General features: G+C 70.6%; 16 protein-coding genes. 3 read left to right on the forward strand and 13 right to left on the reverse strand.

Annotation, left to right across the window (positions count from 1 at the left end):
* Positions 1-40: 40 nt before the first annotated feature.
* Entirely contained in the window at positions 41-1021 is a 981-nt protein-coding gene (locus tag ACQBAT_RS08190) for a helix-turn-helix transcriptional regulator (RefSeq protein WP_420748502.1), read from the reverse strand.
* Positions 1021-2046 (reverse strand): helix-turn-helix transcriptional regulator, encoded by a 1026-nt coding sequence (locus tag ACQBAT_RS08195; RefSeq protein ID WP_420748501.1) that lies wholly within the window; start codon positions 2044-2046, stop codon positions 1021-1023. Before ACQBAT_RS08195 ends, ACQBAT_RS08190 begins: the two co-directional genes overlap by 1 nt.
* Positions 2047-2086: 40 nt before the next feature.
* On the opposite strand from ACQBAT_RS08195, the gene ACQBAT_RS08200 reads away from it, so the two are divergent.
* Both ACQBAT_RS08200 and glsA read left to right on the forward strand, forming a co-directional pair.
* A complete protein-coding gene (locus tag ACQBAT_RS08200) occupies positions 2087-3193 on the forward strand; it encodes a DUF3866 family protein (RefSeq protein ID WP_420748500.1) in 1107 nt (368 codons plus the stop codon).
* A 9-nt stretch (positions 3194-3202) separates the two neighbouring features.
* Positions 3203-4141, forward strand: a complete 939-nt coding sequence (gene glsA, locus ACQBAT_RS08205) for a glutaminase A (protein WP_420748499.1) — start codon at positions 3203-3205, stop codon at positions 4139-4141.
* A 65-nt stretch (positions 4142-4206) separates the two neighbouring features.
* Here the strand turns inward: glsA and ACQBAT_RS08210 are convergent, their stop codons facing one another.
* From ACQBAT_RS08210 to ACQBAT_RS08260, 11 genes are all read right to left on the reverse strand, one after another.
* Positions 4207-4602 (reverse strand): FKBP-type peptidyl-prolyl cis-trans isomerase, encoded by a 396-nt coding sequence (locus ACQBAT_RS08210; RefSeq protein ID WP_420748498.1) that lies wholly within the window; start codon positions 4600-4602, stop codon positions 4207-4209.
* A 58-nt stretch (positions 4603-4660) separates the two neighbouring features.
* Positions 4661-5710, reverse strand: a complete 1050-nt coding sequence (locus ACQBAT_RS08215) for an FKBP-type peptidyl-prolyl cis-trans isomerase (protein WP_420748497.1) — start codon at positions 5708-5710, stop codon at positions 4661-4663.
* A 143-nt stretch (positions 5711-5853) separates the two neighbouring features.
* The gene (gene pafA / locus ACQBAT_RS08220; RefSeq protein ID WP_427197669.1) at positions 5854-7233 is read right to left on the reverse strand and encodes a Pup--protein ligase; all 1380 of its coding nucleotides are present in this window, start codon (positions 7231-7233) and stop codon (positions 5854-5856) included.
* 8 nt (positions 7234-7241) lie between these two features.
* Entirely contained in the window at positions 7242-7442 is a 201-nt protein-coding gene (locus ACQBAT_RS08225) for a ubiquitin-like protein Pup (RefSeq protein WP_420748495.1), read from the reverse strand.
* A 12-nt stretch (positions 7443-7454) separates the two neighbouring features.
* On the reverse strand, positions 7455-8996 hold the full coding sequence (dop, locus tag ACQBAT_RS08230; protein WP_420748494.1) for a depupylase/deamidase Dop: 1542 nt from the start codon (positions 8994-8996) through the stop codon (positions 7455-7457).
* The gene (locus ACQBAT_RS08235) at positions 8993-9571 is read right to left on the reverse strand and encodes a TetR family transcriptional regulator (RefSeq protein WP_420748493.1); all 579 of its coding nucleotides are present in this window, start codon (positions 9569-9571) and stop codon (positions 8993-8995) included. Before ACQBAT_RS08235 ends, dop begins: the two co-directional genes overlap by 4 nt.
* Positions 9568-11634 (reverse strand): MFS transporter, encoded by a 2067-nt coding sequence (locus ACQBAT_RS08240; RefSeq protein WP_420748492.1) that lies wholly within the window; start codon positions 11632-11634, stop codon positions 9568-9570. Before ACQBAT_RS08240 ends, ACQBAT_RS08235 begins: the two co-directional genes overlap by 4 nt.
* A gap of 187 nt (positions 11635-11821) precedes the next feature.
* Positions 11822-12190 (reverse strand): DUF3054 domain-containing protein, encoded by a 369-nt coding sequence (locus ACQBAT_RS08245; RefSeq protein ID WP_420748491.1) that lies wholly within the window; start codon positions 12188-12190, stop codon positions 11822-11824.
* 29 nt (positions 12191-12219) lie between these two features.
* On the reverse strand, positions 12220-13881 hold the full coding sequence (gene arc / locus ACQBAT_RS08250) for a proteasome ATPase (protein ID WP_420748490.1): 1662 nt from the start codon (positions 13879-13881) through the stop codon (positions 12220-12222).
* Positions 13878-14888, reverse strand: a complete 1011-nt coding sequence (locus ACQBAT_RS08255; protein WP_420748541.1) for a tRNA (adenine-N1)-methyltransferase — start codon at positions 14886-14888, stop codon at positions 13878-13880. The genes arc and ACQBAT_RS08255 overlap by 4 nt, the downstream gene beginning before the upstream one ends.
* A 99-nt stretch (positions 14889-14987) precedes the next feature.
* Positions 14988-16106 carry a site-2 protease family protein gene (locus ACQBAT_RS08260; RefSeq protein ID WP_420748489.1) on the reverse strand — a complete coding sequence of 373 codons (1119 nt, stop codon included), beginning with the start codon at positions 16104-16106 and terminating at the stop codon, positions 14988-14990.
* Positions 16107-16206: 100 nt separating this feature from the next.
* Here ACQBAT_RS08260 and ACQBAT_RS08265 point away from each other — a divergent pair, with 100 nt between their 5' ends.
* Positions 16207-17064, forward strand: a complete 858-nt coding sequence (locus ACQBAT_RS08265; protein WP_420748488.1) for a RecB family exonuclease — start codon at positions 16207-16209, stop codon at positions 17062-17064.
* The last annotated feature ends 11 nt before the right edge of the window (positions 17065-17075 follow it).

The raw sequence follows: 17075 nt of genomic DNA on the forward strand, positions 1-17075 counted from the left end.
GGGGCACGGCGTCGGCACGGGCCCGAGGTCATGACGTCGGTCAGTCTAGACGGCTCTGCTGGGAGTGGCCCTCCAACGCGGCCCGGGCGTGCTCGGCCACAGCCTCGACCAGCTCCGCGGGCTCCAGCACCCGCACCCGCCCTGCGTGTCGGCAGACCAGGCGAAGCAACCACCGGGGGTCGGCGACGCGGATGATCACCTCGAGCGAGCCATCCTCGCCGGGAGCGACCTGCTCGACGGGGTGGTTCTCGGCGACCCAGGCCACCTCACGATCCAGGTGCAGACGCACCGACAGGTCCTCGGGGGCGGCGCGATAGACGCCCGCCCCCAGGTCGCGCTGCGGCAGGTCGGCCGGGGGCGTCCCGTCCTCCTCGAGCACGGCCACCTCCTCGATCCGGTCGAAGCGGAAGAGCCGCACGCCGCCTGCGCGGTGGCACCAGCCCTCGAGATACCAGCGCCCGTCCACGTTGACGACCCGGATGGGGTCGACGTCACGCTCGGTGGTCTCGTCACGGCTGGCGACGGTGTAGCGCAGGTGCAGCCGGCGGCGTGCGCCCAGGCCCTCGCGAATGCGCGCGGTCAGCTCGGCGTCCAGCTGCTGCTCCAGGTCTACGCGGACCTGGTCGGCGGTGCTGGCCGTCTCCCCCGCGGCAGCCTCGAGCTTGGCCAGCGCCCGATCGATCGCGTCGTGCTCCCCCACGCCCGGTGACTCCCGCAGCGCCCGCAGCGCCACGATGAGGGCCAGCGCCTCGTCCCGCGCCAGACGCAACGGCCGGGCGATCGTGTCGGCATTGGAGACGAAAACCTTGCCGCCCTCCCACTGGGCGTCGATCAGGTCGTCCGGGTAGTGACCGGGTAGTCCGCAGACGAAGAGTAGCTGCAGGTCCTCCACGACCTGGGCCTCGGTGACACCGAGCTCGTTCGCGGCGCTGGCCAGGTCGATGCCCTGGCGGTTGAGCAACCACGGGACCATCGTCAGCAGGCGGCCCAGCCGGGAGGTCGCGCTCTCATAGGTGACCATCAGTGCGCACCCCGGTGACCGTCGAGGACCGCTGTGAGTGCGGTCGCGACCGCGTCCTGCAGCTCGGGCGGGTCGACGACGCGCACGTCCGGACCGGCTGCGGTGATGTCGCCGACCAGGCGCTCGGTGCCGACGACCTCGAGGGTGAGCCGATCCCAGCCGTCCTCGGAGGTCCCCCCGGGAGACGCCTCCTCACCTGCCTGGCGGCGCAGCGAGGATGAGGTTCCCTCGCGCACGAGCAGGGTGACGGAGGTGGCCGCGCCGATGTCGTCGCCATAGCTGATCCGGATCATCGAGGCGGCATCGTGATCGGCCGGGACCTCGAAGGCACCGGCGCGACCGGTCGTCCGGGGGCGGCCGACCATGCGGTCCAGGCGGAAGACGCGGGGGGCCTCACGGTCAAGGTCGTGGCCGGTGAGGTACCAGCGGCCGTGCCAACTGGTCAGCCCCCAGGGCTGGACGTGCCGGGTCAACTGCTCCCCTCCCCCGCGGCGGTAGTCGAAGGTCAACGCGGTGCGGGACAGGACCGCATCACGCACCGGCTCGAAAGCCTCCTCGGTGGTGTGCAGGACCGGCTCGATGCCGGCGACGCTGTGCTCGTCCCGGACGAGGCCGGCGGCGTCCAGCTTGCGCAGGGCCTGGGCGGCCGGGCCGGCGAGGCTGGCCTGCGACCAAGACCGGGCGGCCAGACCGACCACCGCCAGCTCATCGGGCTCGAGGTCGATCTGCGGGAGGGCGTACTCGCGCTCATCGATGCGGTAGCCCTGCTCGTCGTCGAAGAACGGGTCGAGCGGCTCGGTGCGCAGCGGGATGCCGAGGGCGCGCAGCTCGTCCTTGTCCCGCTCGAACATCCGCTCGAAGGACTCGTCATTGCCGTCCTGGTAGTCCGGCACCGCCTGCCGGATCCGCGCCTTGCTCAAGGGCTGGCGGGTGTGCAGCAGCGCGATCACCAGGTTGAGCAGCCGCTCGGTCTTGGCGGCCGCCGGGGTGGGGCCCTTGGCGGCGGGCTGACGGGCGCTGGGCATGGTCCCGAGGTTACGGGACCGGACCGTTAGAGTCGCGCAGGTGATCACCTGGCGCGAGGGAACCGTGCGCGAGCTGCTGCCCGGCTGGTCCGGCGTGTCGGTCCTCGCGGTCGACACCGAGGCTGGCCCGGTGCGCGCGCTCGCCTACCTCGACGTGGTCGGGGCACCGCAGCCCGGCGACCGGGTGCTGCTCAACGTCACCGCGCTCGAGCGGGGACTGGGCACCGGTGGGTATGCCGTGGTCGTGGCCCTGGCGGACCACCCCGAGCGGTGGCCGGTGACCTCACCGCAGGCTCCTGGGCACCTGGTGAAAGCGCGCTACACACCGCTGCAGACCATGGTGCTCGGCGTGGACGATCCCGAGGGTGAGCACCACGCGCTGCTGGCCGACGCCGACTCGATCGAGCGGATGCCGGTGGTGGCTGCCGACCTGCACTCCGCCCTGCCGGCCATCATCGCCGGTGCGAGGCAGAACCGGCCCGGGATGCGCGTGGCCTATGTCATGACCGACGGCGGTGCGCTGCCTGCCGCCTTCTCCCGGACCTTGGAGGGGCTGCGTGAGGCGGGCTGGCTGGCGGCCTCGATCACCTGCGGACAGGCCTACGGCGGGGACTTGGAGGCCGTGACGGTACACAGCGCGCTGCTGGCCGCCCACCACGTCGTCCATGCCGACCTCGTGGTCGTAGCGCAAGGCCCGGGCAATCTGGGCACCGGCACCCGGTGGGGCTTCTCGGGGGTCTCGGCCGGGGAAGCCCTCAACGCCGCCGCCGTGCTCGGGGGCCGTCCCATCGGCTCCCTGCGGGTCTCCGAGGCCGACCCCCGGGAACGCCATCGGGGGCTCTCTCACCACAGCGTCACCGCCTATGGGCGGGTGCTGGCCCACCACGCCGTGCTCCCGGTCCCGACCGGCACGACCGGGCGGAAGTTGACCGACTCCACCTTGGTGCAGGTCGGTGAACAGGTGCGGGATCTGGTGGCCACCGCACCCCACCTGACCCCGGTCGAGGTGGACGTGACCGGTCTGCTGGAGACACTGCATACGGGACCGGTGCAGTTGTCCACGATGGGGCGCGGGCTGGAGGAGGACGCCGCCTCCTTCCTCGCCGCGGCCGCTGCCGGGCGGCACGCCGCCGCGCTCTGCCCCTAGTCTGGCCCGATGGCCGACAACGACCTGACCAGCCAACTCGAGGACGTCCTGGACCGGGTGCGGGACCAGGACGACGGTGAGCCGCACGAGCTGCCGGTGCACGCCGAGGCAGATCTGGACCGACTCGCCGTCGCGATCTGCGATGTCGACGGGCAGGTCTGGAGTGCCGGACCGGCCGACCACCACTTCCCGATCCAGTCGATGAGCAAGGCGATCGTCTACGGGCTCGCGATCGACTGCGCCGGGCTCGATGAGGTGCTCGCCCACATCGACGTGGAACCCTCCGGCGACGCCTTCAACCGGATCAGTCTGGACGACGGCTCGAACCGACCGGCCAACCCGATGATCAACGCCGGTGCGTTGACCGCCCACTCGCTGGTGACCGGGCCGGACGCGCCGGACCGCTACGAACGGATCCACGGGCTGCTGTCAGCGATGGCTGGCCGCGAGCTGGAGCTGGACCAGGACTGCTACGCCCAGGAGATGGAGCGGGCGCATCGCAATCTGGGCATCGCGCACATGGTCAAGGCGCTGTCCGAGCTGCCGGATGACCCGCACGACGTCGTCGACGGCTACACCCGGCAGTGCTCCCTCCTCGTGTCGACGGTGGAGCTGGCGCGGATCGGCGCCACCCTGGCCAATGACGGGATCCTGCCCGGGACCGAGGAACGGGTGCTGTCCGCGCTGGCGGCCCGGCACGTGCTGTCGGTGATGCTGACCTGCGGCATGTATGACTCCGCCGGGGACTGGGTGTCCTCGGTCGGGATCCCGGCCAAGAGCGGGATCAGCGGCGGCATCATCGGCTCGGTCCCCGGCCGCAGCGGCATCGCGACCTACTCCCCGCGTCTGGACGAGCACGGCAACTCCAGCCGCGGCATCCTCGCCTTCGAGCACCTCTCGCAGGAGCTGGACCTGCACGTGCTGCGCCCTCGGCACCGCGACGGCTGAGTGCTCCGCGGAGGGAGTGGGGCTCAGTGCTCCGCGGAGCAGTGGGGGTGGCTGAGAAGTCTCGGTCAGCGCACGTCGACGAGGTCGACGACGAAGATCAGCGTCTCTCCGCCCTTGATGGCAGCTCCCGCGCCACGGTCGCCGTAGCCCAGGTGCGGCGGGATGACGATCTTGCGGCGGCCGCCGACCTTCATCCCGAGCAGACCCTGGTCCCAGCCCTGGATGACCTGGCCGACGCCGACGGTAAAGTTCAGCGGCTCCCCACGGTTCCAGGAGGCATCGAACTCCTCCCCGGTGGACCAGGCGACCCCGACGTAGTGCGCCGAGATCTGCGCGCCGGCGGTAGCTTCGGCGCCCTTGCCGACCTCGATGTCCTCGATGACGAGCTCGCTGGGAGGCGTGTCACCGGGGAAGTCGATCTCGGGCTTGGCCTTCTTGATCTCACCGAACGGGGAGGTCATGGTCGCGGTGTCTCCTTGGGTATGGGGTAGGTGGTCGTGCGGGCTGAAACGCGGGCGATCAGTACGCGCCGAGGATGTCGACGACGAAGATCAGAGTCTCGCCGGCCAGCTCGTGCTCGGGCGGAGCGGTGGCCGTCGCCGAGGCGTCGTCCCCGGCCTGGTCCTCGTCCTTCTCCCCGTAGGCCAGCTCGGCCGGGATGACGAGCAGGACGCGGGAGCCGACGGTCTGACCGACCAGCCCCTCGTCCCAGCCCTCGATGACGCGGCCGACGCCGATCGGGAAGGTGGCGGGGTCGCCGAGGTTGTAGGAGCTGTCGAACTGCTCACCGTCGGACCACGTGATGCCGGTGTAGTGGACCTTGAGGTTCTGCCCGGCCTTGACCTCCGGGCCCTCGCCCTTAATCAGCACCTGCGTCACGAGGTCGGAGGGCTCTTCAGCGTCCTCGGGGATGGTGACGGTGGCCGCGGACTCACCATCGGCCTCGACCTCGGGCAGGTTCTCCGCATCGGAGTCCGACGGCGTCACTGCCTCGCCCTCGGCCTGAGTCAGCGGAGCGTGGGAGTCGACGATGTCGAAGTAGAAGATCAGGGTGTCCTCCGGGCCGACCCCGAGCTGCTCGTTGCCACGCGCCCCGAAGCCCTCGGCCGCGGGGATCGCCATCAGCACACCATCTCCCGCCTTGTGGCCGGGCAGCTCGGTGAGGAAGGCCGGGAAGAGGTTCTGGTTGTTCAGGTCCAGGGTGATCATGTCGTCCTCGTCGTAGGTCGACAGCACCTGCTCACCGGTCGTGCCATTGATCGCGACATACCGGACGTAGAGCTCCTGGCCGGGGTCCACGGTGTCACCGGAGCCGTCGGTCACCGTCTCGGTGCCGGTCTCGGTGACGCGGAAGGGTAGCGCCCCCTGATCGAAGGGCTCACCATTCCAGGTGATGACCGGGGCCTCGCCCTCGGTGTCGACCGACAGGTCCGCGAGGTTGCCCTCCGGGACCGCCGAGGTGGCCGCGGCGTCGTCGCCACCGGTGCCGTCGCCGTCGACCGAACACGCGGTCAGCAGGAGGATGGGTGCCGCAGCCAGGGCGGCCATCCGGAGTCGGGGTGAGCGCACGCACGCGTCCTTTGCTACGAGTCTTGCTACGAGTACTGCTGGGAGGGTGTTCCTGGGTGGTTTCCCAAACCGCCCTAGCCTAACCAACCCAACCTGGGGATTGCGTGGGAGCAGGTATGGCGTCGCTCACCTGGTCTGGTGTCTCAGCCTCGCGCGTCGGCCTCGATGCCACGGATGAGCTCGGCGACGCGATCGTCGGTGCTGGCGAACGGGTCCTTGCACACCACGGTGCGCTGCGCGGCGTCGTTCAGCTTGAGGTGCACCCAGTCGCAGGTGAAGTCCCTCCGGTGCTGCTGGGCGGCCTTGACGAAGTCACCGCGCAGTCGGGCTCTCGTTTCCGGCGGCACCACCATGGCCCGCGCGATCCGCTCACCGTCGATCACCGTGCGGGCCTGGCCCGACCGCTCCAGGATCCCCATCAGCCCGCGCCGCGGGTGGATGTCATGCCAGGCGAGGTCCAGTTGCTGGAGGCGCTCGTCATGCTCAGCCAGCCCGTGCTTGGCGGCGTAGTTGTCGAGCAACTTCTTCTTCATCACCCACTCGACCTCGGTGTCGACCAGGGCCAACCGGTCGGTCTCGATCGCGTGCAGGGTGCGGTCCCAGAGCTCGAGGACCTGCGCGTAGGGGGCGGTATCCGCCAGACCGCCGCCCGCGGCATACCGGCTGACCAGCTCGAGCACCTGCTGCTGCATCCCCAGGGCGGTGGTCGTCCCACCTTTGAGCCGTGGCAGCCGCACTCGCCCGGTCGGATCGCGGCTGACATCGCGGATCGCCTGCACCGGGTTGGCCAGCGCGAGATCGGGCACGATGGTCCCGGCCTCCAGCATCCGCAGCACGAGGTCGGTCATCCCGACCCGCATCAGGGTGGTCGTCTGGCTCATCGTCGAGTCACCGACGATGACGTGCAAGCGCCGGTAACGCTCAGGGTCGGCGTGCGGCTCGTCGCGGGTGTTGATGATCGGCCGGGACCGGGTGGTCGCCGACGACAGCCCCTCCCACATGTGGTCGGCGCGCTGGGAGACCAGATAGGTCGCCCGCTCCCCCACGACGTGCAGCCGTCCCGCGCCGGTGACCAGCTGGCGGGTGACGAGGAAGGGCACCAGGGTGTCGGTGACGCGGTCCAACCGGCCATCGCGCTGGATCAGGTAGTTCTCGTGGCTGCCGTAGGAGTTGCCGCGCGAGTCCACGTTGTTCTTCAGCACGTAGATCGTGGCGTCGAAGCCCTCCTCGGCCAGCCGCTGCTCGGCGTCGTCGGCGAGGTCCTGGACGATCAGCTCACCGGCCTTGTCATGCGCGACGACATCGAGCAGGTCGCGACACTCGGCCGTCGCGTACTCCGGGTGCGAGCCGACGTCGAGGTAGAGCCGGGATCCGTTGGCCAGGAAGACGTTGCTCGAGCGCCCCCAGGCCACCACCTTGCGGAACAGGTAACGCGCCACCTCCTCCGGTGACAGCCGCGAGCTCCCCCGGAAGGTGGCATTGACCCCGAACTCGGTCTCGATCCCGATGATGCGCCGGTCCATGGCGGGGGCTACTGCCCGCCCTTCTGCACGAAGCCGTGCACGAAGTCGGTCGCGTTCTTCTCGAGCACCCCGTCGATCTCGTCCAGCAAGGAGTCCAGGGCGGCGTCCCGCTCGGCATTCTGCGCCTGGGGGGCGGTCGGCGGCGCAGGCGCCTCGGGCTCGGGGGCGTCATCGTCCCGACGCCGGCTGAACTGCTGCTGTTCGGACATGGCTCGATCCTCTCAGACGTCGTCGCTGGCCAGCTCGCCGAGCAGCGAGACCGTGCCCGTATGGCGGTTCACCAGGTCCTCGACCTGGGCCCGGGTGGCGGTGGTCGGCTCGGGCAGCTGAACCCGCCGCAGCCTGCCCCGCTCGTCGGTCAGCACGACCGAGTCCCAGGAGGCGGCCTTGACGTCGATGCCATAGCGCCGGACGCACTCTCCCCGGAACCAGGCACGGGTGTCCTCGGGCGGGTCGGTGACTGCGGAGGTGATCTCCTCGTCGGTGACCAGCCGCTCGAGCTGGCCTGCCGCCCGCAACCGCTGGGCCAGGCCACGCTGCGGGTCGAGGTCGTGCCACTGGATGTCCATCGCCTGCACGCGCGGGTCCGCCCAGCCCGCACCGGCACGCTCCCGGAACCGGTCCAGGAGTGCCTTCTTGGCGACCCACTCCACCTGATCGGCGCAGGACGAGGGGTCCTCCCGCAGGGCGTCGAGCACGGTGCGCCAGCGGGTGAGCACCTGGCGGGTGTCCTCGTCCAGCTCCCAGCCGCTGTCCCCCGCCACAGCCGCTGACTCGATCGGCTCCAGGTAGGCCTCGAGGAGGTCGAGCCCGGTCAGCGCCCGACCGTCGAGCAGCTCCACGGTGGCGCGCAGCGTCGGGTCGTGCGAGATGACCTGGGCAGCGGCGACGGGGTAGCGCAGGGGCAGGTCCGGGACCGCGGCTGGGTGGGTTTCCACCAACCTGAGCACGGCCGACAGCGAACCCACGGCGAGCAAGGTCGTGACGTCGGCCATCGTGGCGTCGCCCACGATGACGTGCAGCCGCCGGTGGACGTGCGGGCTGGCGTGCGGTTCGTCGCGGGTGTTGACGATCGGTCGCCGCAGCGTGGTCTCCAGGCCGATCTCGGCCTCGAGATAGTCGGCCCGCTGCGAGAGCTGGAAGCCGGCCCGCTCGCTGGCCTGCCCCAGCCCGACCCGACCGGCGCCGGCGATCACCGGGCGTGCGATGAGGAACGGGATCAGGGCGTTGGCCAACCGCTCAAAGGGCACCGTCCGGGGCACGAGATAGTTCTCGTGCGTGCCGTAGGACGCGCCCTTGCCGTCCACATTGTTCTTGTAGAGCCGCACCTCCTGGCCTTGGGCGGCCAGGTGCTCGATCGCCGTCCGCGCGACCAGTTCTCCTGCGCGGTCGTAGCGCACGGCGGCCAGCGGCGAGGTCGTCTCCGGCGCGGAATACTCCGGGTGCGCGTGGTCGACGTAGAAGCGGGCCCCGTTGGACAGCACCGTGTTGGCGATCGTCGGGTCCTCGACGTCGGTGAGCTGGGAGCGGTGGGCCAACTCGCGAGCCATCTCATAGCCACGGGCGTCCCGCAGCGGCGTCTCGTCGGCGTAGTCCCAGCCCGAGCTCTGGGCGAGCGCGGCCCCGGGACCGGCGGCGTCGGCATACGCCCGGACGACCTGACCGGAGAGCAGCATCGGGGTGAGCGGGTGGCCCTGGCGGTCCACCTGGGTGGAGGTGATCCCCAGCTCGGTCTCGATCCCCATCACCCGACGCACGCTCATGGCGCCACCCTACGGTCGGCGCCCCCGAGTTCGGCGAGCGCGTCCAGCCGGTCCAGCACCGTCTGCACCAAGGCCCCGTACTCCCGCACCACCACCTCCTGGTCGGCGTCCTCCAGCATCCGGAAGGTGCGGACCCCGGCCGCCAGCCCGAGGAGCAGACAGGCGAACTCCTCCGTATGCCGCACCGCCTCGCCTTCCCGGGGGAACCGGCCGAGGAAGCGCTCGCGGAAGTCCGCCAGCGCCGCCTCTCTGTCCGGGGCGTCATGGAGGAGGTACATCGCGCGCAGCCAGGGCTCGGCCTGGTCCTCGTCGCGACGCTGGAGCATCCGGCGCACCAGGAGTTCGCCCATCCCCTCCAGCGGGGTGTCGGGGAGCAGGGGCGCCGGCTCGGTCGGACGGGCCAGGGCGTGGAGCTGCTCCTTGGAGCCGGCCACTTTCATCACCATGGCGGGCGAGACCTGGGCCTCGCGGGCGATCTCACGGATCGACACGGCGGCATACCCGCGCTCGCCGAAGAGGCGGCGGGCAACCTGCAGCACCCGCTCGGTGGTGTCCGTGGACGTCGTCCCCGTCATCCGGACGAGCCCTTCATCGAGCGCGGTCCCGTCGGCACGGGCTCGGGGCGCTCCATCGGCCGCGGGATCCCGGTGGCGATGTCGACGTCCAGCGTGGTGGATGTGGACAGCACCGTGAGGGCGCGGGAGCGGGTCCGACCTGAGGCGTGGTCGACCACGGTCAGGACGTACCGACCGGCCGGGGGCAGGCCGATCTCGTAGCCGCCGTCCGGGTCGGCGGTGGTGGTCCCGGCGTACTCCCCGGAGTGCTTGATCAGCGAGACCATCACCTCGCCGAGCGGTCGACCCTCGTCGGTGATGTGACCGGAGAGCAGGAGGCGGCGGTTCATGACGACGTTCTCGACGTCCTCGGACTCCAGGTCGACGAGGCCGGACTGCGGCGCCCAGCCCTCCGCGGAGACGACGAGCAGGTAGCTGCCGGATTCGGGCAGGGCGAGGGTGTAGCGGCCCTCGTTGTCCGTGCGACCCCAGTCCACGTGGCGGCCGTCGGGGTGCAGCACGGTGGCGACCGCCTGCCGCAGCGCGCGGCCCTCTGGTCCCACGACCCGTCCGCGCACGATGAGCTCGGGCAGCGCCCCCTCGGGCTTGACGTGGGTCCGCTCCCCCGCCGGCGCTGGCGCGGTGGCCCCTGCCGGTTCCATCCCGGTCTCGATCGCGCGTGCAGGCCGGCGGATGAAGGCCGCGATGAGGGCACCACCGAGCGCGGCGGCCGCACCGGCCCAGAAGACGAGCTGGTAGGCCGCGAGCGTGGGTGCGACCTCGCCCGTGGAGGTCGGCATCATGCTGGCCGCGAAGACGGCCGCGACCATGGCCGAGGCCGAACTGGTGCCGATCGAGCGCAGCAACGTATTGAGGCCGTTGGCCGAGGCGGTCTCGGTGATCGGGACCGCACGCATGATCAGCGTCGGCATGGCGGCGAAGGCCAGCGCCGTCCCGAGCGAGGCGATGCCGGAGGTGACCATCACCTCGGTGACCGAGCCGTGCAGCAAGGAGCGCAGGACGAACCCGACGGCCATCACCAGCGACCCAGCGATGAGCACGGCGCGGGGACCGAAGCGGCGGATGAAGGAGGCCGAGACCGGAGACATCAGCACCATGAGGATGCCGGAGGGCAACATCGCCAGGCCGGTGGCGACGACCGACAGCCCGAAGCCGTAGCCGGTCTCCCGCGGCATCTGGACCTGCTGGGCCGCGGTGAGAAAGTTGGCGAACATCGCGAAGCCGACCAGGACCGACGCCGCGTTGGTCAGCAGCACCGTCCGGCGGGTCGAGGTGCGGATGTCCACGAGCGGCTGGCCGGTGCGCAGCTCCCAGGGGACCCAGGCGGCCAGCACCAGGGCGGCAGCCACCAGCAGGCTCAGGGTGAGCGGCGCGGTCCAGCCCCAGGTCCCCGCCTTGCTGACCGCGAGCAGGAAGCAGGTCAGCGCGATCGAGAGCAGGATCGCGCCGAGGTAGTCGAAGCTGCCGCGGGTCTTGACCGTGGACTCGGGCACCACGGCGTGCACAGCGATCAGCATGATGACCGCGAACCCGCCGGAGACGTAGAAGAGCGCGTGCCAGTCCATCGACTGGTAGATCACCCCGGCCAGCGGCATCCCGACCGCGCCGCCGATGCCCAGGGTCGCCGACATCAGCGCGACGCCGGAGCCGACCTTGTCGGCAGGCAGGTGGTCGCGCATGATGCTGATCCCGACCGGCACCAGACAGGCGCCCAGGCCGGCCAGCCCACGCCCCACGATGACCAGCGCCAGCGAGGTGGACAGCGCCCCGATCAGTGAGCCGATGATCACTGCCCACATGCAGATGATGAGCATCAGCCGCTTGCCGAACATGTCGGCCAGGCGCGAGACGATCGGCGTGCCCACCGCTGCGGTCAGCAGCGTGATGGTGACCAGCCAGGAGGCGTTGTCGCTGCTGGTGTTGAGGATCGCCGGGAAGTCCGGGAGCAGCGGCAGCACCAACGTCTGCTGGAGCGAGACGAGGGTGCCGCAGAGGGCAAGGACGGTGATGATCAGGTTCGTGGACGGCGCCCGCCGCACCTCACCCTGCTCTGGTGAACGCACGTTCACCACCCTACCCCCAACCCCACACCCCCTACCCCACCCCTCTCCGACCGAACGCGCGCCACGTCGGCGCAAGCGCCCACCGAACGCGCGCCACGCCGCTGAAATCAACGACCGGACGCGCGCCACGCCGCTGAAATCAACGACCGGACGCGCGCCACGTCGGCGCAAGCGCCCACCGAACGCGTCAGGCCTGCGCTGCTCCGGACCGCGACCCCACCAGCGCGGCCACTGCGCGCCACCCGATCAGACCCAACGCCAACGTGCCTGCGGCCACGAGCACGAACGGCAGCGCCGTCCCCTCCCCCGTCGCCAGGCGCAGCAACATGCCGATCACCAGTGAGCAGCTCCAGATCACGATCCCGTTCAGCCACCACCGCCGGCGATCACCTGGCTGCCGCAGGACCGCCAACCAGCCCACGGCCAGCCCAACCAGGAACGGCCAGGCCGTCTGCAACACACCGAGCACGTCCCCGCTCAGCTCGTGGCTCGCCCGCCCAGCCGCAGCGAACAACAGCACGACGAGCAGATCGAAGAAGAAGGTGGGCTTCGCCATACCGGAGCGGGGGCGCCCAGCGGGCCGGGTCACAGGAAGTGCCCGGAGCCGTGCGCGTCGGGGTCGACCGACCGGCCGGGGTGCGTGCCGGACGCGTCCCCCACCAAGGTGCGGATGTAGGTGATCCGCTCACCCTTCTTGCCCGATACCCGCGCCCAGTCGTCCGGGTTGGTGGTGTTGGGCAGGTCCTCGTTCTCCTTGAACTCATCCAGGTAGGCGCGCTCCAGCTGCTCCTGCCGAAGCCCCTCCTCGCCCCTGGTCAGCAGGTCCTTGATCGCGAGCTTCTTGGCGCGGTCGACGATGTTGTTGACCATCGCGCCGGACGCGAAGTCCTTGAAGTAGAGAATCTCCTTGTCCCCGCCCGCGTAGGTCACCTCGAGGAAGGCATTGGCGGGGGTCACGGCATACATCCGCTCCACGGTCGCGTCGATGAGCGCGGCGACGGTCGCCTCTCGCGAGCCCTCGTGGCGCTCCAGCTCGGTCTCGTGCAGCGGCACCTCGGTGGTGAGGTACTTGGTGAAGATGTCCCGCGCGCCCTGAGCATCTGGTCGCTCGATCTTGATCTTCACATCCAACCGACCGGGGCGAAGGATCGCGGGGTCGATCATGTCCTCACGGTTAGAGGCACCGATCACAATGACATTGTCCAGCCGCTCGACGCCGTCGATCTCCGCCAGCAACTGCGGCACGATCGTGGTCTCGACGTCGGAGGAGACGCCCGAGCCGCGGGTGCGGAAGAGAGACTCCATCTCATCGAAGAAGACGACCACCGGGTTGCCGTCGGCCGACTTCTCCCGGGCGCGCTGGAAGATCAGCCGGATGTGCCGCTCGGTCTCCCCGACGTACTTGTTGAGCAGCTCGGGTCCCTTGATGTTGAGGAAGTAGCTGGTCGCCTGGTCCTCCCCGCGCATCTGCGCGGCCTGGCGGGCAAGCGAGGCCGCGACCGCCTTGGCGATCAACGTCTTGCCGCAACCGGGCGGCCCGTAGAGGAGGACGCCCTTGGGCGGTCGCAGTTGGTGCGCGGCGTAGAGGTCCTTGTGCAGGAAGGGCATCTCGACGGCGTCGCGGATCTGCTCGATCTGGCCGCTCAGCCCACCGATGTCGTCGTAAGAGATGTCCGGCACCTCCTCGAGCACGAGCTCGGCGACCTCGGGTCGTGGGATCCGCTCGGTGACGAAGCCGCTGCGGGCATCCATCAGCAGCGCGTCCCCGACCCGCACCGGCTCCTCGCGCAAGGAGCCTGCTCGCCGACAGACACGCTCATCCTCGCCGCGCACGATCACGACCACGCGGTCGTCGCCGAGGAGCTCCTTGCAGGTCACGATCTCGCCCGAGCGCTCGTAGCCGCCGACCGCGACCACCGACTGAGCCTCGTTGAGGAGGACCTCGCGCCCCGGGCGCAACTCCTCGGTGGCCAGCTCGGAGGAGACGTGGGTCCGCATCCGGCGCCCTGCGACCGTCACGTCGACGGTGCCGTCGCCGACGAGCGCCTGGACCTGACCGTGGGTCAGCGGCGGCGCAGCGAGGGCGTCGAGGTCCTCGCGCAGGCCGTTGATCTGGGCGCGCGCAGTCTTCAGCGTCTCGGCGAGCTGGTCGTTGTGCGCCTTGATCTCGACCAGGCGCGCGGTCAGCGTCTGCACCTGTTGTTCCAGGTGCCGCTCGCGATAGGGCTTGGCGGTCTGCTCGCTCACTCGTCCTCGCTCCCCTCGGGTCGGGCCGCGTCCTGACCGGTCCGGGCCTCCGCGTGCGACTTCGCCTCGCGGGCGGTGCGGCGCAGGCGCTTGTCGGTGACGCTGCGCTCGCCCAGGTCCTCGGCGGTCCACTCCTCGTCCTGCACCGGGGTGTAGTCCTCCCCGTAGGCACCGGGAGCGGGCCGGCGCTTGCGCAGCGGCGCCTCGATGCCGTCGGCGAGTCGGCGCATCGTCAGCAGGAAGCCGGTGTGGCCGTGCATCCGGTGCTCGGGGCGCACCGACAGACCCTCGAGGTGCCACTCGCGCACGAGCGACTCCCAGGCCTGCGGCTCGGTCCAGCCACCGAGGCGGCGCGCCGTCTCCGCGACCCGGGAGAGTTGGGTGGTGGTGGCGATGTAGCAGATGAGCACGCCGCCGGGCGCGAGTGCCTGGTGCACGACCTCCAGGCATTCCCAGGGGGCGAGCATGTCCAGCACCACCCGGTCGACCGAGCCGGGCTCCAGGGTCTGCGGCAGCGCTTCCACCAGATCACCCACAGTGACGGTCCACGCGGGATGATCGGCACCGAAGAAGGCCCGGGCGTTCGCCGTGGCGATGTCGGCGAAATCCTCGCGGCGCTCGAAGCTGAACAGCCGCCCCTGCTCCCCCACCGCACGCAGGAGCGAGAGTGACAGCGCACCGGACCCCACGCCGGCCTCGACGACTGTGGCCCCCGGGAAGATGTCGGCATACGTGACGATCTGGCCGGCGTCCTTGGGATAGACCACCTGGGCGCCCCTCGGCATCGAGAGGACGTAGTCCGACAGCAGCGGGCGCAGCGCGAGGTAGTCGGCGCCGGAGCTGTGCTTGACGACCATGCCGTCGGGGGCGCCGATGAGGTCATCGTGCTTGATGTGGCCGCGGTGGGTGTGGAAACTCTTGCCAGCCTCGAGGGTGATGGTGTGCAGGCGGCCCTTCGGGTCGGTCAGCTGCACGCGGTCGCCACTGCGGAAGGGGCCGCGGCGCACGTCAGCGCCCGTGGGCCGCGACGCCACCTCGGGCTCGCGGCCCGGCTCGGTCTGGGTCACGGTCTGGTTGCTGCTGGCCGGGTCGATCACCGGCCCAGTCTACGAGCGCGGCCCGATGCCGCCGCTGGCGGACACATCGTCGACGAGGACCGCACCCCAGGGCCGGCCGGAGTCGTCCAGCAGTCCGACGACGCCGGACCCGGTGCTGCGCATGATCTCCAGCACCCGGTCCAGCCGGGTGCTCTCGTCCAGCGTCGCCGCCCACCCCTCGGGGAGTCGGACGGCCAGCGCGTTGGCGGTGGTCCCTGACCAGGCCTGGTGCGGCACTGAGCTCAGCGCGCGGGGGTCCACGACGCCCTCGGGACGGCCGTCGGCGCCCAGCACGATCCACAGCTCCCGGCTGCGCCAGTCCACTCCATCCAGCGCCGCGTCGGCAGGGATCACGCCTACCGGACGCGCAACCTCGCCGACCTGCCGCCGGGACAGCCGGACCCCGAGCCGCCCGGCGTCCACCGCCTGCGAGGCGCCCTGCCACAAGAAGGCGCCGATCAGAATCACCCAGACGATCCGGAGCAAACTCACGTCCTCGCCGTCGATGAGCATCGGCGAGATGGCCCAGATCCCCAGCAGCACGACGAGCAACCGCCCGAACCAGCCAGCCACCATGGTGCCGAGATAGCGATTGCCGGACACACGCCATACCAGGGCCTCGAGCAGGAAGCCGCCGTCCAGCGGCAGCGCCGGCAGCAGGTTGAAGATCGCCACAAAGGCGTTGGCGAAGGTGAAGGCATAGGCGAGCAGCCAGGCGACCCCTGGCTCGAACCATCCCGTCGCCCACCAGCCCAGCAGCGCCAGGACGCCGTTGGCGAGCGGTCCTACAACTGCCACCGCGGCGCTGCGCCCAGGCGTCCCACCGGCACCATCGTGCGCCGTGTGCCCGCCCCAGAAGTCCGCCACGATGCGCGAGACGGTGAAGCCGACCCGCTGGGCGACGATCGCGTGCGCCGCCTCGTGCACCAGCACCGACAGCAGGAGGAGCACCGCGAAGAGCGTCGCGATGGCGTACGCCCCCACCCGGAAGTCCGGCATGATGTTGTTGACGATCGGCCCGAAGATGAAGACCATCACCAGCGCGACCAGGATCCAGCTGCGGCCAAGGAATACGGGGATGCCGGACAGCGTGCCGATCCGCCACCCGTGTCCGCCGCTGCTGATCATGGGTGCCAACCTACGACAGCCCACCCACACACCCCACATTCGGCGGACCTGGCCGAAGCGCGCCTCGGGTCTGTCGGTCGCGCTGGTTAGGGTGCTGGTCATGCCCGCCCTCTCACCGTCGCGGGCGGCTGACTTCATGCAGTGCCCGATGCTCTATCGCTTCCGGGTCGTGGACCGGCTGCCCGAGGAGCCCAGTCCCGCCGCCGCGCGAGGCACCCTGGTGCACGCGGTGCTCGAGCGGCTCTTCGACCTGCCCGCGCCCGAGCGCACCCTGGATGCCGCCGGGAGGCTGGTCCCGGGCGAGTGGGAGCGGATGGTCGACGACTCCCCCGAGCTGGCCGGGTTGGTGCACCAGGTCGCCGAGGACGGGCTCCCCTCCCTCGAGTCCTGGTATGCCGAGGCCCTCACCCTGGTCGAGCGCTGGTTCCGCCTCGAGGACCCGACCGTCCTGGAGCCTGCGGAGCGCGAACTCTATCTGGAGGCCGAGATCGAGGGGCTCACCATCCGCGGGATCGTGGACCGGCTCGACGAGGCACCGGATGGTCGGCTGCGGGTCGTCGACTACAAGACCGGCCGGGCACCCTCCGAGCTCTTCGAGGGGCGGGCGCTCTTCCAGCTCAAGTTCTACGCCCTGGCTCTCTGGCGCACCCGCGGTGTGCTGCCCTCCCGCCTGCAACTGGTCTATCTGCGCGACGGCCAGGTGTTGTGGATCGATCCGACGGAGCGGGACCTGCGCGCCACCGAGCGCAAGATCCAGGCGCTGTGGAAGGCCATCGAGCAGGCCGCGACCACGGGCGACTGGCGCCCGAACCGGGGACGAGCCTGCAGCTGGTGCTCCTACCAGGAGGTCTGCCCCGCCTGGGGTGGCACTCCCCCGGACCTGCCGCCCGATGCTGCCCAGCGGGCCATCGATCCGCGCGCGGCGAGCCGGACGGATCCAGTCGCCGACGCAGACTGAGTCCCAGTCAG

The organism is Ornithinimicrobium pulveris (assembly GCF_050261105.1).
Lineage (GTDB): Bacteria > Actinomycetota > Actinomycetes > Actinomycetales > Dermatophilaceae > Ornithinicoccus.